18 protein-coding genes are annotated in these 23683 nt (G+C 48.0%); 7 read left to right on the plus strand and 11 right to left on the minus strand.

The window, feature by feature from the left end; genetic code table 11:
• Nucleotides 1-9: 9 nt before the first annotated feature.
• Together frr and M1D30_RS02895 are read right to left on the minus strand one after the other, a co-directional pair.
• Nucleotides 10-570 (minus strand): ribosome recycling factor, encoded by a 561-nt coding sequence (gene frr / locus M1D30_RS02890; protein ID WP_248506081.1) that lies wholly within the window; start codon nt 568-570, stop codon nt 10-12.
• 131 nt (nt 571-701) lie between these two features.
• A complete protein-coding gene (locus tag M1D30_RS02895; RefSeq protein ID WP_248506084.1) occupies nt 702-1985 on the minus strand; it encodes an O-acetylhomoserine aminocarboxypropyltransferase/cysteine synthase family protein in 1284 nt (427 codons plus the stop codon).
• A 115-nt stretch (nt 1986-2100) separates the two neighbouring features.
• Between M1D30_RS02895 and M1D30_RS02900 the strand changes: the two genes are divergently transcribed.
• From M1D30_RS02900 to M1D30_RS02910, 3 genes are read left to right on the plus strand one after another with little or no spacing between them, the layout of a single operon-like run.
• The gene (locus tag M1D30_RS02900; RefSeq protein ID WP_248506085.1) at nt 2101-4095 is read left to right on the plus strand and encodes a HAMP domain-containing sensor histidine kinase; all 1995 of its coding nucleotides are present in this window, start codon (nt 2101-2103) and stop codon (nt 4093-4095) included.
• On the plus strand, nt 4092-6086 hold the full coding sequence (locus tag M1D30_RS02905) for a PAS domain-containing sensor histidine kinase (protein WP_248506086.1): 1995 nt from the start codon (nt 4092-4094) through the stop codon (nt 6084-6086). Before M1D30_RS02900 ends, M1D30_RS02905 begins: the two co-directional genes overlap by 4 nt.
• 10 nt (nt 6087-6096) lie before the next feature.
• On the plus strand, nt 6097-6966 hold the full coding sequence (locus tag M1D30_RS02910; RefSeq protein ID WP_248506088.1) for an AraC family transcriptional regulator: 870 nt from the start codon (nt 6097-6099) through the stop codon (nt 6964-6966).
• 2 nt (nt 6967-6968) lie between these two features.
• Here the strand turns inward: M1D30_RS02910 and nhaD are convergent, their stop codons facing one another.
• Entirely contained in the window at nt 6969-8300 is a 1332-nt protein-coding gene (gene nhaD, locus M1D30_RS02915; RefSeq protein ID WP_248506090.1) for a sodium:proton antiporter NhaD, read from the minus strand.
• A 12-nt stretch (nt 8301-8312) separates the two neighbouring features.
• Nucleotides 8313-9329 (minus strand): hypothetical protein, encoded by a 1017-nt coding sequence (locus M1D30_RS02920; RefSeq protein WP_248506092.1) that lies wholly within the window; start codon nt 9327-9329, stop codon nt 8313-8315.
• A gap of 346 nt (nt 9330-9675) precedes the next feature.
• Here M1D30_RS02920 and M1D30_RS02925 point away from each other — a divergent pair, with 346 nt between their 5' ends.
• The 3 genes from M1D30_RS02925 to M1D30_RS02935 are packed head-to-tail and all read left to right on the plus strand — an operon-like array spanning nt 9676 to nt 12325.
• Entirely contained in the window at nt 9676-10365 is a 690-nt protein-coding gene (locus M1D30_RS02925; RefSeq protein WP_248506094.1) for an SIMPL domain-containing protein, read from the plus strand.
• A 7-nt stretch (nt 10366-10372) separates the two neighbouring features.
• Entirely contained in the window at nt 10373-11428 is a 1056-nt protein-coding gene (locus tag M1D30_RS02930; protein ID WP_248506102.1) for a hypothetical protein, read from the plus strand.
• Nucleotides 11429-11458: 30 nt separating this feature from the next.
• The gene (locus M1D30_RS02935) at nt 11459-12325 is read left to right on the plus strand and encodes a hypothetical protein (protein WP_248506104.1); all 867 of its coding nucleotides are present in this window, start codon (nt 11459-11461) and stop codon (nt 12323-12325) included.
• A gap of 9 nt (nt 12326-12334) precedes the next feature.
• Here M1D30_RS02935 and miaA read toward each other — a convergent pair whose 3' ends face one another.
• The 7 genes from miaA to sppA are packed head-to-tail and all read right to left on the minus strand — an operon-like array spanning nt 12335 to nt 22127.
• A complete protein-coding gene (gene miaA, locus M1D30_RS02940) occupies nt 12335-13255 on the minus strand; it encodes a tRNA (adenosine(37)-N6)-dimethylallyltransferase MiaA (protein WP_248506106.1) in 921 nt (306 codons plus the stop codon).
• 4 nt (nt 13256-13259) lie between these two features.
• Nucleotides 13260-15389, minus strand: coding sequence for a DUF3857 domain-containing protein (locus M1D30_RS02945; protein WP_248506108.1), 2130 nt, complete (start codon nt 15387-15389; stop codon nt 13260-13262).
• Between the two features lie 9 nt (nt 15390-15398).
• Nucleotides 15399-17243, minus strand: a complete 1845-nt coding sequence (locus M1D30_RS02950) for a transglutaminase domain-containing protein (RefSeq protein WP_248506110.1) — start codon at nt 17241-17243, stop codon at nt 15399-15401.
• Nucleotides 17240-18307 carry a thiamine-phosphate kinase gene (thiL, locus tag M1D30_RS02955; RefSeq protein WP_248506112.1) on the minus strand — a complete coding sequence of 356 codons (1068 nt, stop codon included), beginning with the start codon at nt 18305-18307 and terminating at the stop codon, nt 17240-17242. The genes M1D30_RS02950 and thiL overlap by 4 nt, the downstream gene beginning before the upstream one ends.
• Before the next feature lie 40 nt (nt 18308-18347).
• Nucleotides 18348-19223, minus strand: a complete 876-nt coding sequence (locus M1D30_RS02960; protein WP_248506114.1) for a purine-nucleoside phosphorylase — start codon at nt 19221-19223, stop codon at nt 18348-18350.
• The gene (lpxK, locus tag M1D30_RS02965; protein WP_248506116.1) at nt 19108-20286 is read right to left on the minus strand and encodes a tetraacyldisaccharide 4'-kinase; all 1179 of its coding nucleotides are present in this window, start codon (nt 20284-20286) and stop codon (nt 19108-19110) included. The genes M1D30_RS02960 and lpxK overlap by 116 nt, the downstream gene beginning before the upstream one ends.
• A gap of 47 nt (nt 20287-20333) precedes the next feature.
• Nucleotides 20334-22127 carry a signal peptide peptidase SppA gene (gene sppA, locus M1D30_RS02970; RefSeq protein WP_248506124.1) on the minus strand — a complete coding sequence of 598 codons (1794 nt, stop codon included), beginning with the start codon at nt 22125-22127 and terminating at the stop codon, nt 20334-20336.
• Nucleotides 22128-22255: 128 nt separating this feature from the next.
• On the opposite strand from sppA, the gene M1D30_RS02975 reads away from it, so the two are divergent.
• On the plus strand, nt 22256-23611 hold the full coding sequence (locus M1D30_RS02975; RefSeq protein WP_248506126.1) for a glycoside hydrolase family 28 protein: 1356 nt from the start codon (nt 22256-22258) through the stop codon (nt 23609-23611).
• Nucleotides 23612-23683 lie beyond the last annotated feature (72 nt).

A 23683-nucleotide genomic window follows, 5' to 3' on the forward strand; every position in this document is an offset into this window, starting at 1 on the left:
TGAAAGATGTTATACGGTCATGATTTCCTTGTTCTTGGCCTCAATGAGGTCGTCCAGCTTCTTGATGTACTTGTCGTGCACCTTCTGGAGATCATTCTCGGCATCCTTCTCCAAGTCCTCAGAGAGTCCGTCCTTGATGGCCTTCTTCAGCTTGTCCTTGATGTCGCCACGCACGTTGCGCACTTCCACCTTGGCCTTCTCGGCAATCTTGTTGCACTGCTTCACCAGGTCGCGACGGCGCTCCTCGGTGGGCTGGGGAATCATCAGGCGAATCACCTCGCCATTGTTCTCAGGGGTGATGCCTACGTCGCTGTCCATGATAGCCTTTTCAATATCGCGAATCTGCTTCTTGTCCCAAGGCTTGATGGCGATGGTACGGGCATCGGGGCAGTTAACGGTGGCAACCTGATTCAGGGGCACGCGGCTGCCATAAGACTCAACGCGCACGCTGTCGAGAATGGCTACGTTTGCTCGGCCAGCACGGATGCGACTGAGTTCCTCTTCCAGGTACATAGCTGCCATCTCCATGCGCTCTTCGGCCTGCTGCAATGTTTCTTTTACGTCAATCATATTTTCTGTTTTTAAGTTTTTCTGCTGACAAATTTAGAACTTTTTTTTGAGATGTACAACAAAAAAGGCGGTTTTTTATGAAAAAAGCATGCAAGAAGGGCTATTTCATAGCTTCACCACCGCCTCATTCGTTAAATCTGGTCTAAAGCCTGACGGATGTCAGCCAGCAGGTCGTCTGCGTCCTCTATGCCCACAGACAGGCGAATCAGGTCAGGAGCCACGCCTGCCTCGCGCAGTTGCTCGTCGCTCAGTTGGCGATGGGTGTGACTGGCAGGATGGAGCACGCAGGTGCGCGCATCGGCCACGTGGGTCACAATGCAAATCAGCTTCAGCGAGTCCATGAACTTCACGGCCGTCTCGCGGGTGCCCTTCAGACCAAAGGCAATAACGCCGCAAGAGCCGTTGGGCAGGTATTTCTGAGCCAGGGCATGACACTCGTCGCCTTCCAGTCCGCTGTAGTGTACCCATGCCACACGCTCGTCGGCTTTCAGGAACTCGGCAATCTTCTGGGCATTCTCGCAATGGCGAGCCATGCGCAGGTGGAGCGTCTCGAGTCCAAGGTTAAGCAGGAAGGCGTTATGGGGCGAGGGAATGGAACCCAGATCGCGCATCAGCTGGGCTGTGAGCTTGGTCATATAGGCCATCTTGCCAAAGGCCTTGGTATAGGTGAGTCCGTGGTACGACTCATCGGGTGTGCACAGACCAGGGAACTTCTCGGCATGGGCATCCCAGTCGAAGTTGCCGCTGTCCACAATACAACCGCCCACCTGTGTGGCGTGGCCATCCATGTATTTGGTGGTGGAATGGGTCACAATGTCGGCGCCCCACTCGAAGGGACGGCAGTTGATGGGGGTGGGGAAGGTGTTGTCGATGATGAGGGGCACACCATGCTGGTGGGCCACACGCGCAAACTTCTCGATGTCGAGGACCTTGCAGCCAGGGTTCGAGATGGTCTCGCCAAACAGAGCCTTGGTGTTGGGACGGAACGCAGCAGCAATTTCTTCCTCAGAGGCCTCTGGGTTGACGAAGGTGCACTCGATGCCCAACTTCTTCAGTGTGACACCAAAGAGGTTGTAGGTGCCACCATAGATCTCGTTCGAGGTGACGAAATGGTCGCCTGCCTCACAGATGTTGAAAATGGCATAGAAATTAGCTGCTTGGCCGCTTGAGGTGAGCATTGCGCCAATACCACCCTCCAGTGCTGCAATCTTTTTGGCAACGGCATCGTTGGTGGGGTTCTGCAGACGTGTGTAGAAATAGCCTTCTTTCTTCAGGTCGAATAGGTCGGCCATTTCTTCAGTATTGTCGTACTTGAATGTGGTGCTCTGATAGATAGGCAGTACACGCGATTCTCCATTCTTGGGTTCCCATCCGGCTTGTACGCAGAGGGTGGCAGCTTTCATTTTCTGGTTCATTTTTTCGTCTGTTTATAAAATTTTTGCATGCAAAGGTACAAAAATAATCATAATTCCCATAAAATATTTGGCAATTCGTGTTTTTTTCCTTATTTTTGCCCCATAAAACTTGAAAATGATACCTGAACAATCATACTGGCCCTATTTTCTTGGTATAGCCGTACTGGTGACGGTGATAATGATATTGTTGGTGTTCTATGTCTTTTTCTGGAGAAAAGAAAGCAGTGAGAACCATAAGAACAGTATTCGTTATCAACGTATTCTTGCTGTGCTGCATACTGGTCACGTGCACTTGTGGACTTATGATGTGAAGTCACAGGTGTTCTCGTGGGTGAACCATCATGGTAATACCACCAAGACGTATACGGCCATGGAAATGTCGAAGCGTTATCCCATCAAGGACTTTGAGAATCTGCGCGATGAACTTGAGTCACTGTTGCAGGGAAAGACGAATATGAGTTCGGTGGTGCTGCGCGCCAAGGAAGATGACAATATCTATCGCGACTATGTGGTGAAGATGACGATTCTGACCTATGACGAGGACGGGCATCCCATCCTTGCCGTGGGAACGGAGAGTGATATCACGGATTCCAAGGCGCGACAGATGGCTGCCACTGATATGATGTTGCGCTATAAGTCGGTGTTCAACATCTCTATGACCGACATGGCCCTCTATGATGCTGATGGCTATCTGGTGGACTTCAATGAGAAGGTGTGCGAGACCTTTAATGGCACCCACGAGAGTATACTGGCACAACGTCTTAACTTGTCACACTTGTTGGAGTTGAGTTCGGAGGAGGTCCGCCATATGGAGTATTTCCATGCCACCTTGATAAACCGCTATGTGAAGGAACTTAACGGCTTTGTGTTCTATGAGATGCAAGTGAATCCCATCTATGACGACAACCACCAACTGAAAGGCTATTTCGGAACGGGTGTCAGCAGAACGGAGTCTGTGCTGTCGTATCGCAAACTGAAAAACGATGTGAAGTCGCTTGTCAGGACTCAAAAGGACCTTACAGGCTATATCAGTAATATCAACTACCTGCTGCAGGTGGGTGGCGTGCGTATGGTGGAATACTCGCCCGACAACCATGTACTCACGGTGTTTAAGGGTATTGAGGAGGTGCAAATCCAATTGACGCAAGCCAGATGTATGACGCTGATCGATGAGTCGTCAAAGAAGCGTACCATGCGTCTGCTTAATAATATGGATGAGCGTGAACCCAATCCTATTACGCTGGAGGTGAAGACTGTTCTGCGCTCTAAAAACCGTTTGCCGTTAATATTACAGGTGCATTTCATTCCTGTGAAAAATGCTCTGGGACATGTGGTTAAATATTTTGGCATGTGTCGTGATGTGAGCGAGGTGAAGGAAACGGAGCGCCAGCTGGAAATTGAGAGTATCAAGGCGCAAGATCTTGAGAATGTGAAGAATGTGTTCCTGCATAACATGAGTTTCGAGATTCGTACGCCTCTGGCCACAGTGGTGGGTTTCGCAGAACTCTTTGATATGGAACACTCGGCAGAGGAGGAGAGTTTCTTTATTGAGCAGATTAAGAGTAACTCTAACTATCTGCTCACTCTGATTAACGACATCTTGTTCCTCTCACGTCTTGATGCTAAGATGATTGAGATTAAGCCTCGGGCAGCGGACATCGCGGCCCTCTTTGACAGTTATTGTCAGTTGGCCTGGGCCGGCCATAAGAAAGAGGGGGTGGAGTATGTGGTTGAGAACCATTACAAGAAAATGGAGGTGGAGATTGACGAAGGACATGTGTCGAATATCATCAATCAGATAGTGACCAACGCGGCTCAGCATACCTATGAGGGACGTATCTGCGCACGTTATGACTATATTCACGGTCACCTGGTGATTGTTATTGAGGATACTGGCAATGGTATAGCCAAGGAGGATCTGCCTCATATCTTTGAACGATTCGCCAGTAAATCGAAAAATGGTACAGGCTTGGGCTTACCTATCTCTAAGGAACTGACAGAGCAGATGGGAGGCAGCTTTGAAATTAACTCGGAATTGGGACGAGGCACTACTGTCTGGATTTCTATTCCTTGTAAGGTGATGAACATAGAAAGAAAAGAACGACTATGACGAACCTGTTTGCCTATATAACGACTACTGCATTGGTGACGATGATTGCGCTGCTTTTATTGTCGCTTTTCATTGTGGCGGTTTTTATTCAGCTATATATACATTATAAAAGAGGCGTACAGAAAAGTAAGGAGAAACGCAGGCTGATGCATAATGCGATAAACCTGTGTGGACTTTCTGTGATGCAATATGATGTGAAGGAGGATTTGCTGACTAGTAATATTCATCAGATTATCCCTAAGTCGGGGTTCACCTTGCAGGAATTCGCTAATCGCATTCATCCTGACGACCATCATTTGTTCAGGGAGCGACTCGATGCGGTTTTTTCTGGAAAAGAACACTCTTTGATGCTGAAAGCCCGGTTTAATACGGGAACTCCTGAGGAGCCGTGTTGGCGATACTTTGAGGGACACGTTATTAGCGATGCTAACGAGGGAGGGAATATCTCAACATTGTTTTTCGTTGGCTTGGATATTACGAATATGATTAACGAGACAACGCAGAACGTGGAGAACGGCAACCGCTATAAGCGTTTGTTTCAGACTTCGCTGACTGCTATGTCGTTCTATTCGCCCGACGGACAGTTGCTTGATCTTAATGGCAAGATGTATGAGGTTTGTGGCATTACGCCACAGAATGAGTTCTTCTTCCGCAATACGAACCTGTTTGATATGGCTCTTCTGAAGAATGATTTCGACCGTAAGTGCAGTGAGGACTTCTCCGTATGCCAGAAAATGGACTATCCCGAATTGGGCATCTGTAGGTATATTGAGTTCTGTATAACGCCTGTGTATGATGAGCATGGTAATCATGTGTACTATATCATCACATGCCGTGATGTGACAAAGGACCGTGAGATCTTTCTGGAGCAGCATAGGCATGAGGAGGAACTTCAACATTCCATCGAGAAGATTAACCAGTATGAGAAACAGATGCATTATCTGCTGAAGAACAATCAGATGTATCTGTGGTGGACGGATTTTGAGAAAAAGGAGATAATTTTTTCGCAATCGCTGAGAAAGTCTGAGTTCTCGCGTGACTTCCAAACCTATGTGGAGAGTCTGGCGGATGAGGATCATCGCACGCAGGCCAAGTATTTCCTGGATAACTACGAGAAGATGGATCAAGAGGTGCAGATGGTGCATCATTTTAATAACACACCTGTTGAGAATACACCGCAGTGGTATATCATCAGCGGTCTGCCTATTCACGATGAGAAGGGTAGGTTTACGGGCCATTTTGGTGTGCTGCGCAATATTACTTACCTCATGGAATCGCAGGAACGTCTGCGCCGTGAGACTGCTCGCGCAAACGACTCTGGACGAATGAAGAGTATGTTCCTGGCTAACATGACTCACGAGATACGCACGCCGCTGAACGCTATTGTGGGCTTCAGCGACTTGCTTCAGACCATTGATAACGAGGAGGAACGCAAGGAGTTTATTCGTATCATACGTAATAACTGCGATATGCTGCTGCGACTGATTAACGATATTCTGGAAGCCTCAAATATGGATAGGGGACCGCAGGCTATCACGCTGGAGGATGTGGACTTTGCCGCGGCTTTCAATGATATTTGTCAGACGCTGGCTCAGCGTGTGCAGAACCCTGAGGTGAAGTTTCTGACGGAGAATCCGTACCAGTCGCTGGCTGTGCGCATAGACAAGGGACGTGTTCAGCAGGTGATAACGAATTTTGTAACCAATGCCGTGAAATACACGGAAAAAGGACATATTAAGGTGGGATATCAGTGTGAGAACGGTCAGCTGTATATCTATTGTGAAGATACTGGTGCAGGTATTCCTAAGGAGAAACAGGATATGGTGTTCGACCGCTTTGTGAAACTGAATGACTTTGTTCAGGGAACGGGTCTCGGGCTCAGTATCTGTAAGAGTATCGTTGAGCGATGTGGCGGACGCATTGGCGTTATCAGCGAGGGTGAAGGCCATGGCTCTACGTTCTGGATGCGTATTCCTGCCAACAACGACTAAGACAACATTTATGCAAACTAGCAAATATTTACTTGCAAGCCATCGTGACGCCCAGTGGGGACTCTCTGTGACGACCATCGGCTACGAAGAGATTGGACCTAAGGATGATTATCCAACGCGTGGACATGCTGATGGCTATTATTTCGACCTACAGAAAGGACGCACCCTTTCGGAGTATCAATTGCTTTATATCACGGATGGTGAGGGCGTTTTCCAAAGCGCGACCGTGGGAAAGACAACGGTGAAGGCGGGCGATTTCTTCCTACTCTTCCCTGGCGAATGGCATAGCTATCATCCTACGGGTAAGCAGGGATGGAAGAGTTATTGGATTGGTTTCAAAGGGCAGAACATGGACAGCCGTGTGCGTGCTGGCTTCCTGACGCCTGCCAAACCCATCTATCATGTGGGCTATAGCGGCGAGGTGGTTAGTCTGTATAAGCAGGCTTATGAGGCTGCCCAGGAAGAGGCTGCCTACGCTCAGCAACTGTTGGCTGGACTGGTGAATCACCTGATTGGAATGATGTATTCCTTGGAGCGTAATATCGAGTTGAAGAGTAGAAACCAGACGCATGTGGATATGGTGAACCGTGCTCGTTTGCGTATACGTGAGTCGCTAGAGAGCTCGCTGACCATTCAGCAGGTGGCCGAGGAGTTGGGGGTTAGCTATTCTAACTTTCGCAAACTGTTCAAAGAGCATACAGGACTGTCGCCGGCTACCTATCAACAGGAGTTGCGCCTGCAGCGTGCAAAGGAATTGTTGAGTACGACGGATTTGAGCATAAAAGAAATAGCCTACCGACTCGATTTCGAATCGCCAGACTATTTCTCTGCGAAGTTTAAACTCAAGACGGGAAGAAAACCGAGTGAGTTTAGACAGTAATATTACATGAATAGTTTCTCGACCCAGTAGCAGCCGATACCTGCCAGATAGCCGGCAAAGGCAATCCAGGTCATCTTCTTCAGATACCATCCGAAGGTGATCTTCTCGAGACCCATGACAACAACGCCTGCGGCGCTGCCAATGATGAGCATGGAACCGCCCACGCCTGCACAGTAGGCCAGCAGTTGCCAGAAGATGCCGTCTACGGCCATGGCGTCGCCCTCGATACCACTTACGGGATACATGCCCATGCAGCCTGCTACCAGGGGTACGTTGTCGACAATTGACGACAGAACACCGATGATGCCGTTGATAAGGTAGTAGTTGCCGGCAAAGGCTTCGTTCAGTCCCTCGCCCATAGAGGTGAGGATGCCAATCTCCTGAAGTACGGCCACGGCCATCAGGATGCCAAGGAAGAACATGATGGTTGAGAGGTCGATCTTTGACAGCAGGTCGCTCACGCGCTTAGCCATCGTGTCGTCCTCGTTCTGCTCCAGTTGGCGATGGAAGATCTCTGTTACGGTCCACAGCACGCCCAACACTAGAAGGATGCCCATGAATGGTGGCAGGTGGGTGATGGTCTTGAAGATGGGCACGAAGATGAGGCCGCCGACACCCAGAAGAAAGATAATCTTGCGCTGGTTCTTGGTGAAGGCTGTTATCTCACTGCACTTTAGGTTCTGCTCTTTGTCGAACTTGCCCTTGAGCGACAGGCTCAGGATGGCAGCAGGGATAATCATTGACACCAGCGAGGGTACGAAGACTTCTGTGAGTACGCCTTGAGTGGTTATCACTCCCTTGATCCAAAGCATGATGGTGGTCACGTCGCCAATGGGTGAGAATGCACCACCTGAGTTGGCCGATATGATAATCAGGCCGGCATAGATGAGGCGTTCCTCACGACTCTGCACCAGTTTTCTCAGTACCATGATCATGACGATACTGGTGGTCAGGTTGTCGAGAATGGCCGAGAGGAAGAACGTCATAAAGGCCACACGCCACATCAGTTTGCGCTTTGAACGTGTCTTCATCATGTCGCGCACAAAGTTGAAACCGCCGTTTGAGTCGACAATTTCGACGATGGTCATAGCGCCCATCAGGAAGAAAAGTGTCTCGCCTGCGTCGCCCAGATGATGCTGAATGCGACCTGAGATGAAGCTTACTCCGTCGGCTACCTCAGGGAAGAATCCCTGGACACCCATCATGAGCATGGTCCAGCATCCCACGCACATGAGCAGGGCAATGGCTGCCTTGTTAATCTCCAGCACGCTCTCCAAGGCTATGCACAGATAGCCAATGACGAAGAGCGCAACAATCATTACTGTTAGTGTCATTTCTTATATACCTTATTTAATTACTTTCTTTCCGTTCGTGATGTAGAGTCCCTTCTTCATGGTCTCTGTGCGTTGTCCACCCAATGTGTAGATCTCGGCACTTTTCTGTGGGGCAGTGGGATTGGCGATGGATGTCGGTTCCTTGAGTTGCTTCCAGTCGATGGCGGATTTCTTGCATTCGTTGGCACCGTAGTAGATGCTCTGAATGCCAATCTTCGTCCAACTGTTGATCTCGTCGGCACCTTGTTCCAGATACACCTGCTCACCGTGTACGAAGATATCGTGATTGTCTGTGAAAATGTAGGGAATCTCTGTTAAGTCTTCAGTCAATCTTACATACTGTTCTTTCTTTAATGTGAGAGGCTGCTCCTGTCCGTCTTTCTCAATCCAAATGGTGTAGTAAAGCTTGCTTGATAGTAGTTTCTCGCCGTTGGTGCCGTTATTGGGGATATTGAACGACACATAGGGATAATCTCCTTCGTTCTTGAATAGGCTGACCTGTGGTGTTACGGGGGTAGCTGCCTTTTCGTTGATGAGGCTAATGTTCACGTTGGTGAAGGTGATATATGGCTCCCAACTTGAAGGCTGACCGTTCAGAACCACCGTTTGTGGTGTAGTGAACGTCATGGTGTTCTCGTCGAGTGTCAGAATGATGTCTTCAAAGCCTTCCTTGTCGTTCTTGGCTGTCATGTAGTAGGGGAATTCATAAAACCATACCGTTCTGGTTCCAATATGCTGGCAGGCTGGAATCACGTAGTTACCTTCGTCGTTTTTCGTGGCCTTGCACCAGAACTCGTCTGGACACTCTCTGACCAGTCCAAGGATATAGACGTCGTCGCCATCGAATCCGATGGTTACCTGTTCGTCGTAATTGCTTGTCTCTGCTTCACCGTTGATGAGTGCTGTCGCTGTAAAACGATAGGTGTCTGTGGACAGGTTCTCTGGCGGCGTGATTAACGTGTCTTGGGCTAAGGCTGCTACACTGAAAATGGTAGCAATGAGTGTCAAGATAAAAATCTTCTTCATCATTCTGAAAACTAATCCTTAATGTTTTTGATAATTAATTGTTGCTTTGTTTTTTGAGTGTGCAAAGGTACGAAGAAGCATGTAAAATGCAAAGAGAAAAACTGTATTTTCTTTCATTTTTCTATAAAAAATAGGGTGGGTGCATCAATTTGATACGTCCGCCTCTCTTTTTGCTTACTTCACTTGTCAATTATAGTAGACAATCTATGAGTGGGTCTATAAAAAAATACAAAGAAATGTGATAAAAATCAAAGAATTGTAATGTTAATCTTTTTTATGATTATTTATTTGCTAGGATGCAAAAAATGTTTGTATCTTTGCCTCGTCTTTTTTAAAACAATTATAGCTTATGAAAGATAACAAGATTTTGTGTGCAGTGGTCATCGCATTGGGAATGGCCTGCATGGGATTGCTGATAAAGGGTGGTATTGATAACTTTGCTACCAAGGACAGAAAGGTGACGGTGAAGGGACTAGCCGAAAGGGAGGTGCCTGCCGACAAAGTGACGTGGAGCATCGGCACTAAGGTGACTGGCAATGATCTGCCCATGCTGTATGACAACATCAACGTGCAGACGCAGAAGATTAAGCAGTTTCTGCTGAAGCATGGACTGCCTGAGTCGGAGATTACTGTGAATCCACCTACAGTGAACGACTTGGAGGCGCGCGAATGGGGTGACAATCAGAAGAACTTCCGCTATATTGTGAACACCACTATCACGGTGGCTACGGGTAAGGTGGAACAGGTGAACAAAGCTATATCGGATCAGGCAGAGTTGCTGAAGCAGGGTGTTGCCCTGGGCGAGAACTATCCGCAGTATGAGTATGCCTCGTTCCAACAGATGAAGCCCGAGATGATGGCCGAGGCTGTTAAGAATGCTCAGAAGACGGCTGCGCAGTTTGCTGAGGCCAGTGAGGCTGAGTTGGGAGCTATTCAGACGGCAGACCAAGGTCAGTTCTCTATTGATAACCGCGACGAGAATACACCTTATATTAAAAAACTGCGTGTGGTTACCACCATTACTTATTCGCTGAAGTAAAGTATTCATGAGGATTTTTTTGATATTCGTGACGTGGCTGATTGCTGGTGCAATTGGCCACGCTCAGAATGGTGTGGAGGATGATATCTGGCGACAGGTGTCGCTGAACAACGTTGACTATCAGAAGTCGAAGAACTACTGTGTGCGCCTCTATGGTTATTACCGGTATGTTGATGATGGTATCAATTATGTGAAGAACCGCGAGTGGAAGGACTACAATGTGCACGAGGGTATACTCAGCATTGATATCCGCTATAGTAAGGATGAGGACGATGGTGGCGAGTTGCTGGCTGCACGTAACCTTTTGCATCCTGACAGGAGGGGCGAAATCATGTCGTTCTACGAATTGAAACCTTATACTTTCCTCGAGAAAGCACGTAAGGTGCCCAAGCATTATAGTATGGAGATGAGTGGAGATACTACACGGGTGTACTGCAAGCGTGGTTTAGCGGGCATTGCCGTGAGGGATACGGCTAACCATGAACTTCGCATGAACTATAATGCCTTGGCGCCTGATACTATCAAGAGCATTAATCTGTTAATCGCGAAGGCCTCTCTTCGGAATGTACATGCCGATGCGGTGTATCAGATTAACGACAACGAGATTGACTATGTGCCGCAGGGACAGTTGAAGAGAATCTCGTTTGATGGTGACGTTGATGCTTATCTGTATGGTGAGAATGCCTATCGGGCTGTTTACCACGAACATAATGACTTTTATGTGGACAGTGTGGTCTATATGACGAAGGATGAGTATAAGGCCGACAAGAAACTGTCGTGGGGGGAACGCCGCGAGCGATCAGGCTATACGGAGGCTGATATCGACCGCTTAAAACAGAAACTGAATGTGCCACCTTTGAGTGCGGAGGTGCGGCAGCGCATGGAGGACCAACTTGACTGGGAGGATGCTCAGGCACAGTGGGAACAACTGGACAAGGTGTTGAAGGCTACGAAAAAAGCTGGATCGAAGATGATGGAGAGTGAGGCTTTCCAGCAGATGGAACAGAAAGTTCAGCAGCAGGTGGAGAAAATGTCGGAGAGAAAACAGGATGAAGGAGAATAATTAATAAGGATAACCCAAATTACAATGAAAATGAAATGGAAAATGATGGCTATCGTCCTAATGGGAAGTTTAGCTAAACCTGTATTGGCTGTGGAAGGTCAGGACACTCTGGTGATTGAGAATGCTAATAAGGTGAAGATTGAGACGCGCGACACGGTGCAGCGTATCGTGATTAGTGGCTATAAGGATGATCCTGAGTTTCACTATGTGCAGCGTATCAGTATTCCTGATACAAACGCGGTGCGTCGCTCTATCACGAACATTCACAACTTCAACATCACGGTGAATAGAAGTAAAAGAACATCGAAGATGGGTAGCTCGCTTCACATGAACGTGGGTCTTAATACGATGGTGGGCACGGATAAGGGGTATGACTTTAGTCTTTGGCCATCGTTCGAATATGGCGTGAGCATCACACGCGACTGGCGTCCTCATGGACCGAAGAATGAGTTTAGTTTTGGTTTAGGTGTGGACTGGCGTCACTATCGTGTGAGTGATAAGTCGCTACATTGGACAAAGGACGCTAATAACTTCATGACGTTGGCACCCTATGCTGCTGGCCAGACGGACACGCGCAGCAGCTTGTTTGTGTTTAGTGTTCAGGTACCCTTGCTTTACACGCATTACTTCGACAAGAAGCGCGACTGGGCTCTCACCGTGGGGGCTGTCGTGAACTGGAATGCCATGGGCGAGGCCTTGTATTCCTACGAAGAGGATGGAGAAGAGCATGATGTAACCATCAGTAAGAGTGGTATGAAACCCTTTACTGTGGATGGGGTCGTTATGGTTGACACGCCTTGGCTGCCGATGCTTTATTGTAAATACAGTCCGATGACATTGTTTAAGAATGACCGCGGACCGAAGATGCATCAGCTGAGCTTCGGTATATGCTTCTAAGGGAATCAGTTAATGAGATGAGTTCACAAGGTCGAGTATCTGCTCGACCTTTTTTTCTGTGGGTAGGGTGGCATCAATCCAATGAATGGTGAAGCCACGGCGTTCCATGCCGCGGAACCAGGTCATCTGGCGCTTGGCAAACTGATGGATGGCTATCTCCAGTTGGCGGAACATCTCGTCGTATGACAGCTGGCCAATAACATATTCGGTGAGGAACTTGTATTCCAAACCATAATAAATCAGGTCTTCTGCGGGGATACCACTATCGAGCAGGGCGCGCACCTCGTCCACCATGCCCTCGTCGAGGCGTGCTTTGAGGCGTCGTGTGATTTTCTCGCGGCGCAACTCGCGGTCAATATTTACGCCGATGATGGTGGAAGGGATGGGGGGCAACTCGCGCAGAGGCATGGGATGCTCCAGATTGTAGGTCTCTATCTCGATGGCACGGATGGCGCGTTGACAAGAATCCACGTCGGTGGTGTTGTGCATCACGGAGCCGCTCTTGGCTTTCAGTTCTTTAAGTATCGTTGTGAGCTCTTCTAGCGAATGGCCTTCCAGACTGTTGCGCAAAGGCTGGTTCTGGGGCACAGGTGATAGGTGATAGCCTTTCAGTACAGCCTCGATATAAAGGCCTGTACCGCCACAAAGGATGGGTTGCACACCTCGGCTGCGGATGTCCTCGTAGGCATCAAAGAAGTCCTGCTGATACTGAAAGAGGTTGTACTTAGTGCCTGGCTCGCAGATGTCTATCAGATGGTAAGGCACATCGCCATAGTCGCTCAGGTCTTTGCCTGTGCCAATATCCATGCGACGATACACCTGGCGCGAGTCGGCTGAGAGAATCTCGCCACCGATGCGCTGGGCCAAGGCTGCAGCCAGCGGTGTCTTGCCGCTGGCTGTGGGGCCAAGTATGGTAATGAGGTCGGTCATAAGGTTAGTGCTTTAAAATGATTTGTTGTGAGTTATAATTATATGAATGGTCATAGAGTGCAAGCAACTGAGGCCATTTTTCTGCAGACTCACGCTTGTGGAGGATTCTCTTCTCGGCTATTAGGTGAAGTTTGCTATCTTCAACGGTGGCCTTGACGGTGAACGAACCGCATGTATTGAAGTATGATGCCTGAAGAGACTGAAGTGCTTCTGGGGTGACTTGATAACCCTCTGGAAGGTTAATCTCGATGTCCCATGTGTAGTATGACGGTGCAATGCGGATGGCATCTACCGTGCGTTCGCGATCTCGGCCTTCTATCTTAAGTTCACTGCCTAAGAGTTGTCCTACTGAGAGGATGAGGTTATTACCCGCCCGTTTCACCATATTGTTCATCGTATAGGATGACTGGAAGCTGAGTGCAGGCTCCTCGTCAGTGGTACCCACCGTTAGTAGATGACACTCACCTACCTCGTGAGGACTGTCCTCATGATAGGCTTTAATTTCGTCGCGGAAATACTCCTTCTGCATTTTAATATCATTAGCGTCACCTTCTTTCACGATATCAGCATGTTTTGACTTGTAGAGATTGCTTCTGCTCGTCATTTTCTCGTGTTTTTTGCTGTAGCTACGCACTAGCTCATCGCGTGTAGGCATGATGAGCGACACATCCTGACGCATGGCTCCAGTGAATGATGATATGCGGTTGATGCGCATTTGTGTGCCTTCAATCTGTGCTTTGATATCGTAGTGATAGGCATTGTCTTCGGCATTTGACGTAGGTAGGATAATCTGAGCATAAGGTCCTTCTGTCAACTTATGACGTGGGTTGGAACATACAACGGCCTGGCGTCCCTGAAACTCGCAGGGTATTTCGCCTGGTCGGCAAGCATAAGTGGGAGGAAAGTAGTTTTTCCCGTTAGGCAAACGGAGAAAACGGGTCACGTACCAGCAGTCTATAAGGTTTTCCATTGACTCATAATCTTCTCCAGTTGTCATGCCACATTGGTAGTCGATGCCAGCATTCTTGAAGCAATGACTCAACCGAACAATGAAATAGTCGTCATTAAAGTTCACCAAACGGTTGGCTAGCTGATATGCTACCATGTGTTCGTAGATGTAGTCGGCACGTTCTTCTTGACTCTGGAATTTTGCCTTGGCCTCTTTGATGGCAACCTTGTCTTCCTTGGTGATGCCTGTCATGAAAGAAGACCACATGTCCCAGGCATCTGCAAAAAGATGGTGGGCGCCGGGATTATCGTGTAGACCGCGAGTCATTGTGAACTTAGGTCTGTTATAGGACGAAATGTTGTTCATGTAAATTACAGTGTAGGGCGTTTGGAGCGAAGGTCTGTACCAGAGAGCAGGCTCCGTCTGCTCCACATTTTGGACTCTAACATCAAGTACATAAGCATTATCGTCGTTGATAGTACGAGTAAAATCAGGGGCGCCGTTAACTGTCCTATAGCGGATGGCTAGTTCGTTGTCTAGTTCGCAGTGTACTCGGTATGATAGCATAGGATACTGGTCGACAAAGAAAAAGGCCAAGGGGGCGATATATAAATCGAAATGATTGTGATAAGAATATACGAAGAGGTCGATAATGTCGCCTACGGCTAATCCTGGTACGGCCAAATGCTGGTGCCCATCTTTGTTCTTACGACCTTCAGTTGAGAGGATATATTCATCGGTACTTATCACGTGGGTAGAGCCGTCTGGTTTTATGATGCGTACACCCAGTACCTGGCGAATCTCACTCTTCCCGTAGAAAGGGATACGTTCGCTGCCAAAGGCTGTGAAGTCAAACTCGGAGTATTTCTTCAGGGCCGTCTCATCATTAATCTGAATCATTTTACGGGTAAGGTGGTTGCATACCACACCTTTGCCATTGAATTGAAAAAGAGAAATCTTTTCATTTGATTTGTCGAACGAAAATTCCTCGTAGGCTGCCAGGATGACAGCCGAATGATTGGTAAAGCGGTCGGTGTGCTTAGGATTCTTAAATTCAGGTAAAGTGGACGACCATACCTGCTGACGGATGTCCTGAGCAAAGGCTTTGTAGTCCTTCTCGTTAAAGGCCGAAGCAGAAAAGAAGGGGATGATGAAGGCTAATATAAGTCCAAGATAATTTTTCATTTTTGTGATTTAGTCTTTTTTCCGGTTGAAAATAATTTGTTCGTTACAGGTGTCATTCCAACGGTCAATGGCCTTGTTCCATGCGGAAATCTGAGCCAAGGGCAGATGTTGATTGTTGAGCTGTATACTTTGTCTAAAAATGATGGTATTTCCTTCTTGTGAGAAGGTACACGTTAGATGCTCCTGTTCCACTGACAACTCGATGCCCTGAGGCAAGTGAGTAACGATATAATTCTGGGGCAGATGGACACGCACCTCGCATACCGTTCGGTGACGAACGGGAAACCATGCGTCGTGCTCACGTTTGAGGGTGTCAATCTTGGTGCCTGCCTTGTTAATGCGGGGATTTACATCCAAATAGAACTCGTTCCCAATAGACTGAACGGCACTATTGTTATCGATGTTGCCGGAAATGACAGTATAGTAAAGGGAGTCGTTTTCAATCAGCTGAGCATTGCTCACCCTGCATTGATTGCTGCCTGACAGATTATTAACGATGATTTGGTTGCGGTCACCTTGTTTCTTACTTTCGTAATATTGCATGAAGGCTTCTTTCATGTCGCCAGAAAAAAAACGTTCGGCTAGCCCTGTCAGTATGCCATCGGAAGTCAAGTTGTACTCATAGTACAGACTATCACTTGAAAGAGATGTAGGCAACAAGGGTACGTCGTGCAGTATGCAGTCGTCTCCATTCTCTATCATTGCCTCTTTACCTTGAATAGATTGGGGGAAATATCCCAAAGGGAGATGAGGATGGGTGGCATCAAGGAAATAAGTGTGACCCTGATGGAAAACAGTACATATTTTATGATTGGCTGCAGCCAAGGTGGGATACTGACTGATGCGATATGGAATCTCCGTGGTGCCAATGTCCGTTAGACGGGCATCGAAGCCCTGAGCACGCAGCAGTGTGCGAAGTAGCATGGCCATACCTTTGCAGTCACCATAACGCTTACGTAGCACCTCGCTGGGGCAATCGGGTTGGAAACTGGCATCGCCTGCCTCGAAGGCAATATACCGGATGTTGTGCTGAACCCATTGAAAGGTGTTGCGCAAACGATCTATATCGCTGTGGCTGTCGCAATTGATCTCTGCAAGCAGTGTACTGAGCGAGGGAATCACCGTGTCTGATACTGAGAATTGGGACTCCCAATGGAACAACTCATGATGGTCGCGAAAAAGACCGGTGACTAATATCTGAGGAGCAATGCGCTGATGTGGAGGCTCCATGGTTTCTTCCTGAAAGGGTTTGCAGTGACGCAGCGTATAGGTGATGGTGGTGCCATCGCTGGTGGCAATGGTGTCCACTTGCGTGTCTTCTGGCAGGTTCATGGGTATGAGTCGCAAGGGCGTCATATCTTTCGGGAAAAACATGCTGACAGTGTGCACTTGAGTGAAATATTGTTTGCAGAGATCTATTCGTGCTAGATAGCGGGCATCATTGATTACTCGTGAGAATCTAGCAGTACGAACAGGTGTGCGAGGCGTGAGTGTGGTTAAGAAATAACATACTTGGGAACCATCGAAAAAAATGCCTTCGGGGGCAATGCTCTTGTGCTGGGCTTTACTACCAGAACAAGAAGCAGACTTGAGTGAAATCAGTTCGTCATTACTATATATAATGGAGGGCTTTATCACCTGGCTTAGATTGCTGTTCAGCTTGTATTCCTCTTTAACATCATGGCGCACTTTCATTTTTCCATCCTTTTCAAAGAAGGTATACGTATCGCTGCGATGGGTAATAATTACCTTGTCATCTATTGTCTGAGCACTTAGCATGCTATTGCTAAGTGCCAGAGAAAAGATGATAAAAACAATTCGTTCCAGTTTAGTCCTGAATATCCGAGCTATCATTCTTTTAAAGGATTCCAGCCCTGAGCTTTGAGTTCAAACTCTTGGTCGTCGCGGGTGACAAGTTGCAGACCGTATTTTGCTTCGGTGATATGGCCGATAAGGCGCACATCCTCGAGTTCCTTTACCTTATCAAGGTCACCAATAGGCACGGTGAACAGTAGTTCGTAGTCCTCGCCACCATTCAGGGCGCAGGTGGTCACGTTCATGTTCATCTCCTCGGCCATCACGGCTGTCTGATAGTCGATGGGCAACTCTTTCTCGTAGATGCGACAGCCCACACCGCTCTGTTTGCAGATGTGCATCAACTCCGATGAAAGTCCGTCGCTGACATCCATCATTGCTGTGGGACGGATACCTGCATCGCGTAACTTCTGGATAATGTCGCCACGAGCCTCGGTCTGAAGCTGACGCTGAAGAAGATACTCCTTGCCTGCAAAGTCGGGACTGAAGTGAGCCAACTCCTCAAGGGCTTTCTTGTCGCCTTTCTTCTTGGCATCGTTCACCTGACCATAATACACGCTTTTCTCGCGCTCCAGCAACTGGAGTCCCATATAGGCTGCGCCGAGGTCGCCAGAGACACAGATAAGGTCGGTGTTCTTGGCACCATTGCGATAGACGATGTCCTCCTTGCGAGCCTCGCCAATGCAGGTGATGCTGATGGCCAGACCTGTATAGGATGAGGTGGTGTCGCCACCTACAATGTCAACGTTCCATTTCTCGCATGCCAGACGCAATCCTGCATAGAACTCCTCCATATCCTCTACGGTGAAGCGCTTGCTCAGGGCCAGCGAAACGGTGATTTGGCGAGGTGTGCCGTTCATGGCAAAGATGTCGCTGATGTTCACCATTGCTGACTTATAGCCCAGGTGCTTGAGGTCGATATAGGTGAGGTCGAAGTGAACGCCCTCCATCAGTAGGTCGGTGGTCACAAGAACCTCGCTATCAGGGTAGTGAAGTACGGCGCAGTCATCGCCCACGCCGTACTTTGTTGATTCGTTTTTATTCTCTAAGTCTTTTGTAAGTCGGTCAATCAAACCGAACTCTCCTAATTTCGATATTTCCATATATATTAGAGGTGAAGGGTTAGAGGTGAGGGGGAGGATATTATTTCTTCCATTCCTCTGTTGGATGATCGGTGTTAAACTTCTCTGTCTTGCTGTGTTCCAGCTGCTCAGAGCGTACAATCATCTCACGCATAATCTCGGTCATGATGGGCTGGGCCTTATCAGCAGCCTCCTGTACCTCTTCGTGTGATACCTCAACGGGGATGTCGAAGCCTCCGAGGTCGGTGACAACCGAGATGCCGAAGGTGCGAATGCCACAGTGATGGGCCACGATAACCTCGGGCACGGTGCTCATTCCCACGGTGTCGCCACCGAGGATGCGATACATCTTATATTCGGCAGGTGTCTCGAAGGTGGGACCCTGAACGCCCATATAGACACCGTATTGCAGACGGATCTTCTTTTCACGGGCAATCTGACTGGCCAGTTTGATGAGCGACTGATCATAGGTCTCGTGCATGTCAGGGAAGCGTGGACCTGTTGGGAAGTTCTTACCACGCAGCGGGTGCTCAGGGAAGAAGTTGATGTGGTCGGTAATCACCATCAGGTCGCCAATCTTGAAACCTGGGTTCATGCCACCTGCAGCATTAGAGACAAAAAGGGTCTTGATACCCAATTCATACATGACGCGAACAGGGAAGGTAACTTCCTTCATAGAGTAGCCCTCATAGAAGTGGAAGCGGCCTTTCATGGCCATGATATCCACACCGCCAAGCTTTCCAAAGATAAGTTTGCCACTGTGGCCTTCTACCGTAGACACGGGGAAGTTGGGTATCTCACTGTAAGGTATTTCTAGTGCGTCAGTTATTTCTGAAGCTAATTGTCCGAGGCCTGTCCCCAGAATGATGGCAGTCTTGGGACTGGTGGTCATTCTTTCTTTTAACCAGGATGCTGTTTCTTGAATTTTTGCGTACATAGCCTATTATATTTTCGTTAAACTTTTCTTCCTGATTGAGCATAAAGCTGATGTGAACAGGAAGTGAATAGATATTTTTTTTGATGTCGTCACTAAGTCCTTTGAGCGTTACGATGCGTGCAGCGTCCTTCTCAGTGGTGACGATGCACTTGGGTGAGGGTAGGGCTGCAAAGGTGTCATTGATGAGCGCAATGTCTTTGGCGCTGAAGTTGTGGTGGTCGGCAAAACTCAAAGGCTCGAGCTGCGCCACATGAGGCTTGAGGTCTTCTATGAGTTGGCGTGGTGAGGCAATGCCCGACAGCAGCAGACAATGGAGTGATTTGAGGTCTTTAAGCTCCATAGAGTCCTTTACGGGCTTCATGTCTTTAAAGACGGGTGACAGTGTGCCGTACTCCAATGTGGTGAAGAACAGATGCTGATACGGATAAAGGTCTAAGGCTTTGGTAATCACACGAAACTCCATGGGTCTTAAGTCCTGAGGGCACTTGGTGACAATGACAATGTCGGCTCTGTTCTTGCCTGTCAGTGGCTCACGCATGCGACCAGCCGGCAGCAACTTATCATAGATAATCAATCGGTGATAATCTACTAACAGAATATTAATGCCCGGCTTCACATAGCGATGTTGGAAGGCATCGTCAAGGAGAATCACATCAAGATTGTTGTTGCTCGATGTGAGTTCCTCGATGCCGTGAACACGTTTTCTGTCCACAGCGACAGTGACCTTCGGAAATTTCTTCTTCATCTGGAAGGGCTCGTCGCCTATGTCGCAGGCGTTGGTAGAGTCGTCTGCCACCAGGAAACCACTTGTCTTACGCTTGTAACCACGACTGAGCACGGCTACTTGCCAACGGTCCTGCAGCAGGCGAATAAGGTATTCCACGTGTGGTGTTTTACCCGTGCCTCCCACGGTGATGTTTCCAACCGAGATGACAGGAACATCGAAGGCGTGACTTTTCAGAATGCCCATCTCGAAGAGTGCATTCCTGATGCCAACGACCAGTCCGTATAACCAGCTCAGTGGCAAAAGCCATTTATTGATTTTTATGAAGTCGCCTTCCAATGTTTTTTGCTTGTCGTTACGTTATTCGCAATCAATGATCACGTACTTTATCGAATTGTTGTAGAGAACGGGAGTCTTGCCTGCAGACGGTTGCGCTGACGGTCCTTACGCATCTCAATGAATGGCTCGTAGAGTTCACCTAAAGTCTCGCGCAACTGTTCGTCAAGATAGGTACCCTTGGAGTCTGTGGTCGACTTTAAAAGATTGTCGAACCAACTGGCCTTGGCTGGATAATTGCTGGTGCTGTATTCGTTAATCTTTGCCAGTTCGGCTGCTTTCTTCACAGCATCGTTAAGAGAACCAATCTTATCGATGAGCTTGATGGGCAGTGCATCAGTAGCCAACCATACACGACCTTGTGCAATCTCGTGTACCTGCTCTTTTTTCATTTTACGGCCTTCGGCAACAATGCTCAGGAAAGTGTCGTAGCCACGGTCCACATAGGCTTGCATGAAGCGAAGCTCTTCTTCGTTGTTCTTGCCAAAAATGAGATTTGTTTCATAGTCGGTGTGGTTGTTGGTCTGTACGCCGTCCCAGGTAACGCCAAGCTTTTCTGATACCAGTTCGCTGACATTAGGAGTAAGACCAAAGATACCAATAGAACCTGTTACGGTGGTTGGCTCGGCAAAAATGTAATTGGCTGGAGCGCTGATCATGTAGCCACCAGAAGCAGCATAGCCACCCATGGATACGACCACGGGCTTCTTCTCTTTGAGAAGTTTGATGGCATGCCAAATCTGTTCGCTTGCAATGGCACTGCCACCAGGTGAGTTAACACGCAAGACAACGGCTTTGACATCATCATCGTCGGCCAATTTCTTAAGGCCGGCTACCATCTCGCTGCCTACAATGGCATGGTCGGACGATAGACCAGACAATGGCTGGTCAACAATCTCGCCGTATGCATAGTAAACGGCAATCTTGTCATCGACTTCGTCTTTATTTTCGTCCAAAGCAAGCATCTCTGAGACAGACATCTGGTTAATGTTCTCATCACTATTAATACCCAGCTTGTTCTTGATGACTGTCTTGATGGCCTCGGGATACATGGCACCATCAATAAGCTTGGCTGCTTTGTAATCGTCAATGCTGGCAAAGATCATGATGCTGTCGTTGGCCAACTGATTCAGCTGGTCGACAGTCACCTTGCGGCTCTGAGCCATCTCCTTCAGCCAATAGTCCCAGATGCCTTGGTACATGGCTAAACGCTGCTCGCGGTCGTTGTCGCTCATGTCTTTGCGAGTAACACTTTCTACGGCACTCTTGTATTTGCCCACACGAGTGCATTGATATCTCACGCCAATCTTCTCGTAAAGGCCTGTCAGGTAATAGCTCTTGCCTCCCATACCCTTGAAATCAATCATGCCAGTCTGGTTGATGAAGAGGCTGTCGGCTACGCTAGCCACATAGTAACTGGCCTGCATATACTGGTCGGCATAGGCAATAATCCATTTTCCACTTTTCTTGAAATCCTGCAGGGCATGACGTATCTGCTGTGCTGTGGCAGGAGCATCGAATGTGGTGGTGCCACCCTCAATATAGATGCCTTTGATATGGTCGTTGTTCTTAGCCGCCTCAATGGCTTTAAGGATGTCGTCCAGTCCAAGATTCTCCATGTCGGCAGTACCAAGTAATGCGTCGAAGGGCGTTCCTTCGGCAACCTGCTCGCTGACGGCGCCACTCATCTTGAGTACCAATACAGAGTTGTCCTTGACCTCAGGCGCAGCGTTTCCACTGGCAATCATACTGGCAAACGAGATCATGAAAATGATGCCAGCAACTATGCTCATTGCCACGATGCCACAGACGGTGGCAAGCATATACTTGAAAAAATCTTTCATTTCTTCTTACCTTTAATTTTTGGTTATTTCTGCAGCAAAGGTACATATTTTTTTTGTTTCTTCGCTATAAAAGGAAAAAAAATTGTATCTTTGCAGCCAGAAGAACTAATCAAAAAGCAAAAACAGACATGAAGACGAGGCTGACGACCGTATTTCTGATGCTGATGGTGTGCTTGATGGCTATGGGTAAAAAGAAATCGAATGCCCAGGAATTATGGCCTGATGGCACGCCTATTGTGACGTGGTTTAATGATACCTCCAGAGTTGATGTGTCGACTTTGGGTAAACGCTATGTGGTGACGGATTACGGCGTGAAGAACTATTCAGAGCAGGTACAGACAAAGGAGTTGCAGGCCGTTATTGACCGTTGTGCACAGGAAGGCGGCGGCGTGGTTGTCATTCCTCGTGGCTTTGTGGTTAGTGGTTCTCTTTTTTTTAAGCCAGGAACGCATTTGAAGATTGAGGAAAATGGCGAGTTGCGAGGCAGTGACCGCATACGCGATTTCAAATTGGTGAAAACACGTATGGAGGGTCAGACTTTGAACTATTTTGCGGCTTTGGTCAATGCCGATGGGTGCGATGGCTTCACTATTACAGGTCCAGGCACCATTAATGGTAATGGTCAGGCTTATTGGGAGGAATTCTGGATTCGTAGAAAGTTCAATAAGGACTGCACAAATTTGGAGGCTATGCGTCCAAGAAATGTGTATATCTCTCATTCTAAGAATGTTACAGTACAGGATGTGCGCATCATTAACTCGCCTTTCTGGACGAATCATTTGTATAAGTGTGAGCGTGTTCGCTATCTGGGGTGCTATATCTTTGCCCCTACTGACAATGTGACACCGATTGATCCCAAGCAGGGCGCACCTTCGAGCGATGCCATTGACTTGGATGCATGTCAGGATGTGCTTGTCAGTGGTTGCTTTATGAATGTGTGCGACGATGCCGTGGTTCTGAAAGGTGGCAAGGGTACCTGGGCGGACAAAGATCCAGATAACGGTCCTTGCGAGCGTATTATGGTGAGCGATTGTACTTATGGCAAGGTGCATGGCTGTCTGACACTTGGTTCAGAGAGTATTCACGATAGAAATGTGATTCTTCGCCGTTGTTATGTGCATAATGCTAACCGTGTTTTGTGGCTGAAGATGCGTCCTGATACACCCCAACATTATGAATATGTGAGAGTTGAGGACCTGACAGGCGATTGTTTTTCGTTCTTGGTGGTCCGTCCTTGGACACAGTTCTTTAAGTCTGGCGATCGTGACGATATGCCTTTGTCAAAGTGTAATAACATCATGATTAGGAATATTCAGATGGATTGCAAGAACTTCTTCGATGTGGGTAGGTCGGATAAGTTCCAGATGACTGCTTTCTCGTTCGAGAATATCAAGGTTACAGACAAGAAACAAGCCTTCAACCCATCGTTGATAGACGGTTGCGTGGTGAAGAACGTGGTGATTAATGGCGAGAAGAAAGATTAAGATACACCTTTATGAAAAGAAAGAGCGTGCCAAATTGTCAGTGAAGACAGTTTGGCACGCTTTTCGCACTGA

This window comes from Prevotella sp. E15-22, from assembly GCF_023204875.1.
Taxonomy (GTDB): Bacteria; Bacteroidota; Bacteroidia; order Bacteroidales; family Bacteroidaceae; genus Prevotella.

Bases quoted from the DNA above. Each gene is read 5' to 3' on its own strand.
- nhaD (WP_248506090.1), bottom strand. From the start codon at position 8,300: ATGACACTAACAGTAATGATTGTTGCGCTCTTCGTCATTGGCTATCTG.
- frr (WP_248506081.1), bottom strand. From the start codon at position 570: ATGATTGACGTAAAAGAAACATTGCAGCAGGCCGAAGAGCGCATGGAG.
- M1D30_RS02900 (WP_248506085.1), top strand. From the start codon at position 2,101: ATGATACCTGAACAATCATACTGGCCCTATTTTCTTGGTATAGCCGTA.
- M1D30_RS02960 (WP_248506114.1), bottom strand. From the start codon at position 19,223: ATGTACGCAAAAATTCAAGAAACAGCATCCTGGTTAAAAGAAAGAATG.
- M1D30_RS02950 (WP_248506110.1), bottom strand. From the start codon at position 17,243: ATGATAGCTCGGATATTCAGGACTAAACTGGAACGAATTGTTTTTATC.
- M1D30_RS02945 (WP_248506108.1), bottom strand. From the start codon at position 15,389: ATGAAAAATTATCTTGGACTTATATTAGCCTTCATCATCCCCTTCTTT.
- thiL (WP_248506112.1), bottom strand. From the start codon at position 18,307: ATGGAAATATCGAAATTAGGAGAGTTCGGTTTGATTGACCGACTTACA.
- M1D30_RS02895 (WP_248506084.1), bottom strand. From the start codon at position 1,985: ATGAACCAGAAAATGAAAGCTGCCACCCTCTGCGTACAAGCCGGATGG.
- miaA (WP_248506106.1), bottom strand. From the start codon at position 13,255: ATGACCGACCTCATTACCATACTTGGCCCCACAGCCAGCGGCAAGACA.
- M1D30_RS02930 (WP_248506102.1), top strand. From the start codon at position 10,373: ATGAGGATTTTTTTGATATTCGTGACGTGGCTGATTGCTGGTGCAATT.
- M1D30_RS02975 (WP_248506126.1), top strand. From the start codon at position 22,256: ATGAAGACGAGGCTGACGACCGTATTTCTGATGCTGATGGTGTGCTTG.
- M1D30_RS02935 (WP_248506104.1), top strand. From the start codon at position 11,459: ATGAAATGGAAAATGATGGCTATCGTCCTAATGGGAAGTTTAGCTAAA.
- M1D30_RS02910 (WP_248506088.1), top strand. From the start codon at position 6,097: ATGCAAACTAGCAAATATTTACTTGCAAGCCATCGTGACGCCCAGTGG.
- sppA (WP_248506124.1), bottom strand. From the start codon at position 22,127: ATGAAAGATTTTTTCAAGTATATGCTTGCCACCGTCTGTGGCATCGTG.
- M1D30_RS02905 (WP_248506086.1), top strand. From the start codon at position 4,092: ATGACGAACCTGTTTGCCTATATAACGACTACTGCATTGGTGACGATG.
- M1D30_RS02920 (WP_248506092.1), bottom strand. From the start codon at position 9,329: ATGATGAAGAAGATTTTTATCTTGACACTCATTGCTACCATTTTCAGT.
- M1D30_RS02925 (WP_248506094.1), top strand. From the start codon at position 9,676: ATGAAAGATAACAAGATTTTGTGTGCAGTGGTCATCGCATTGGGAATG.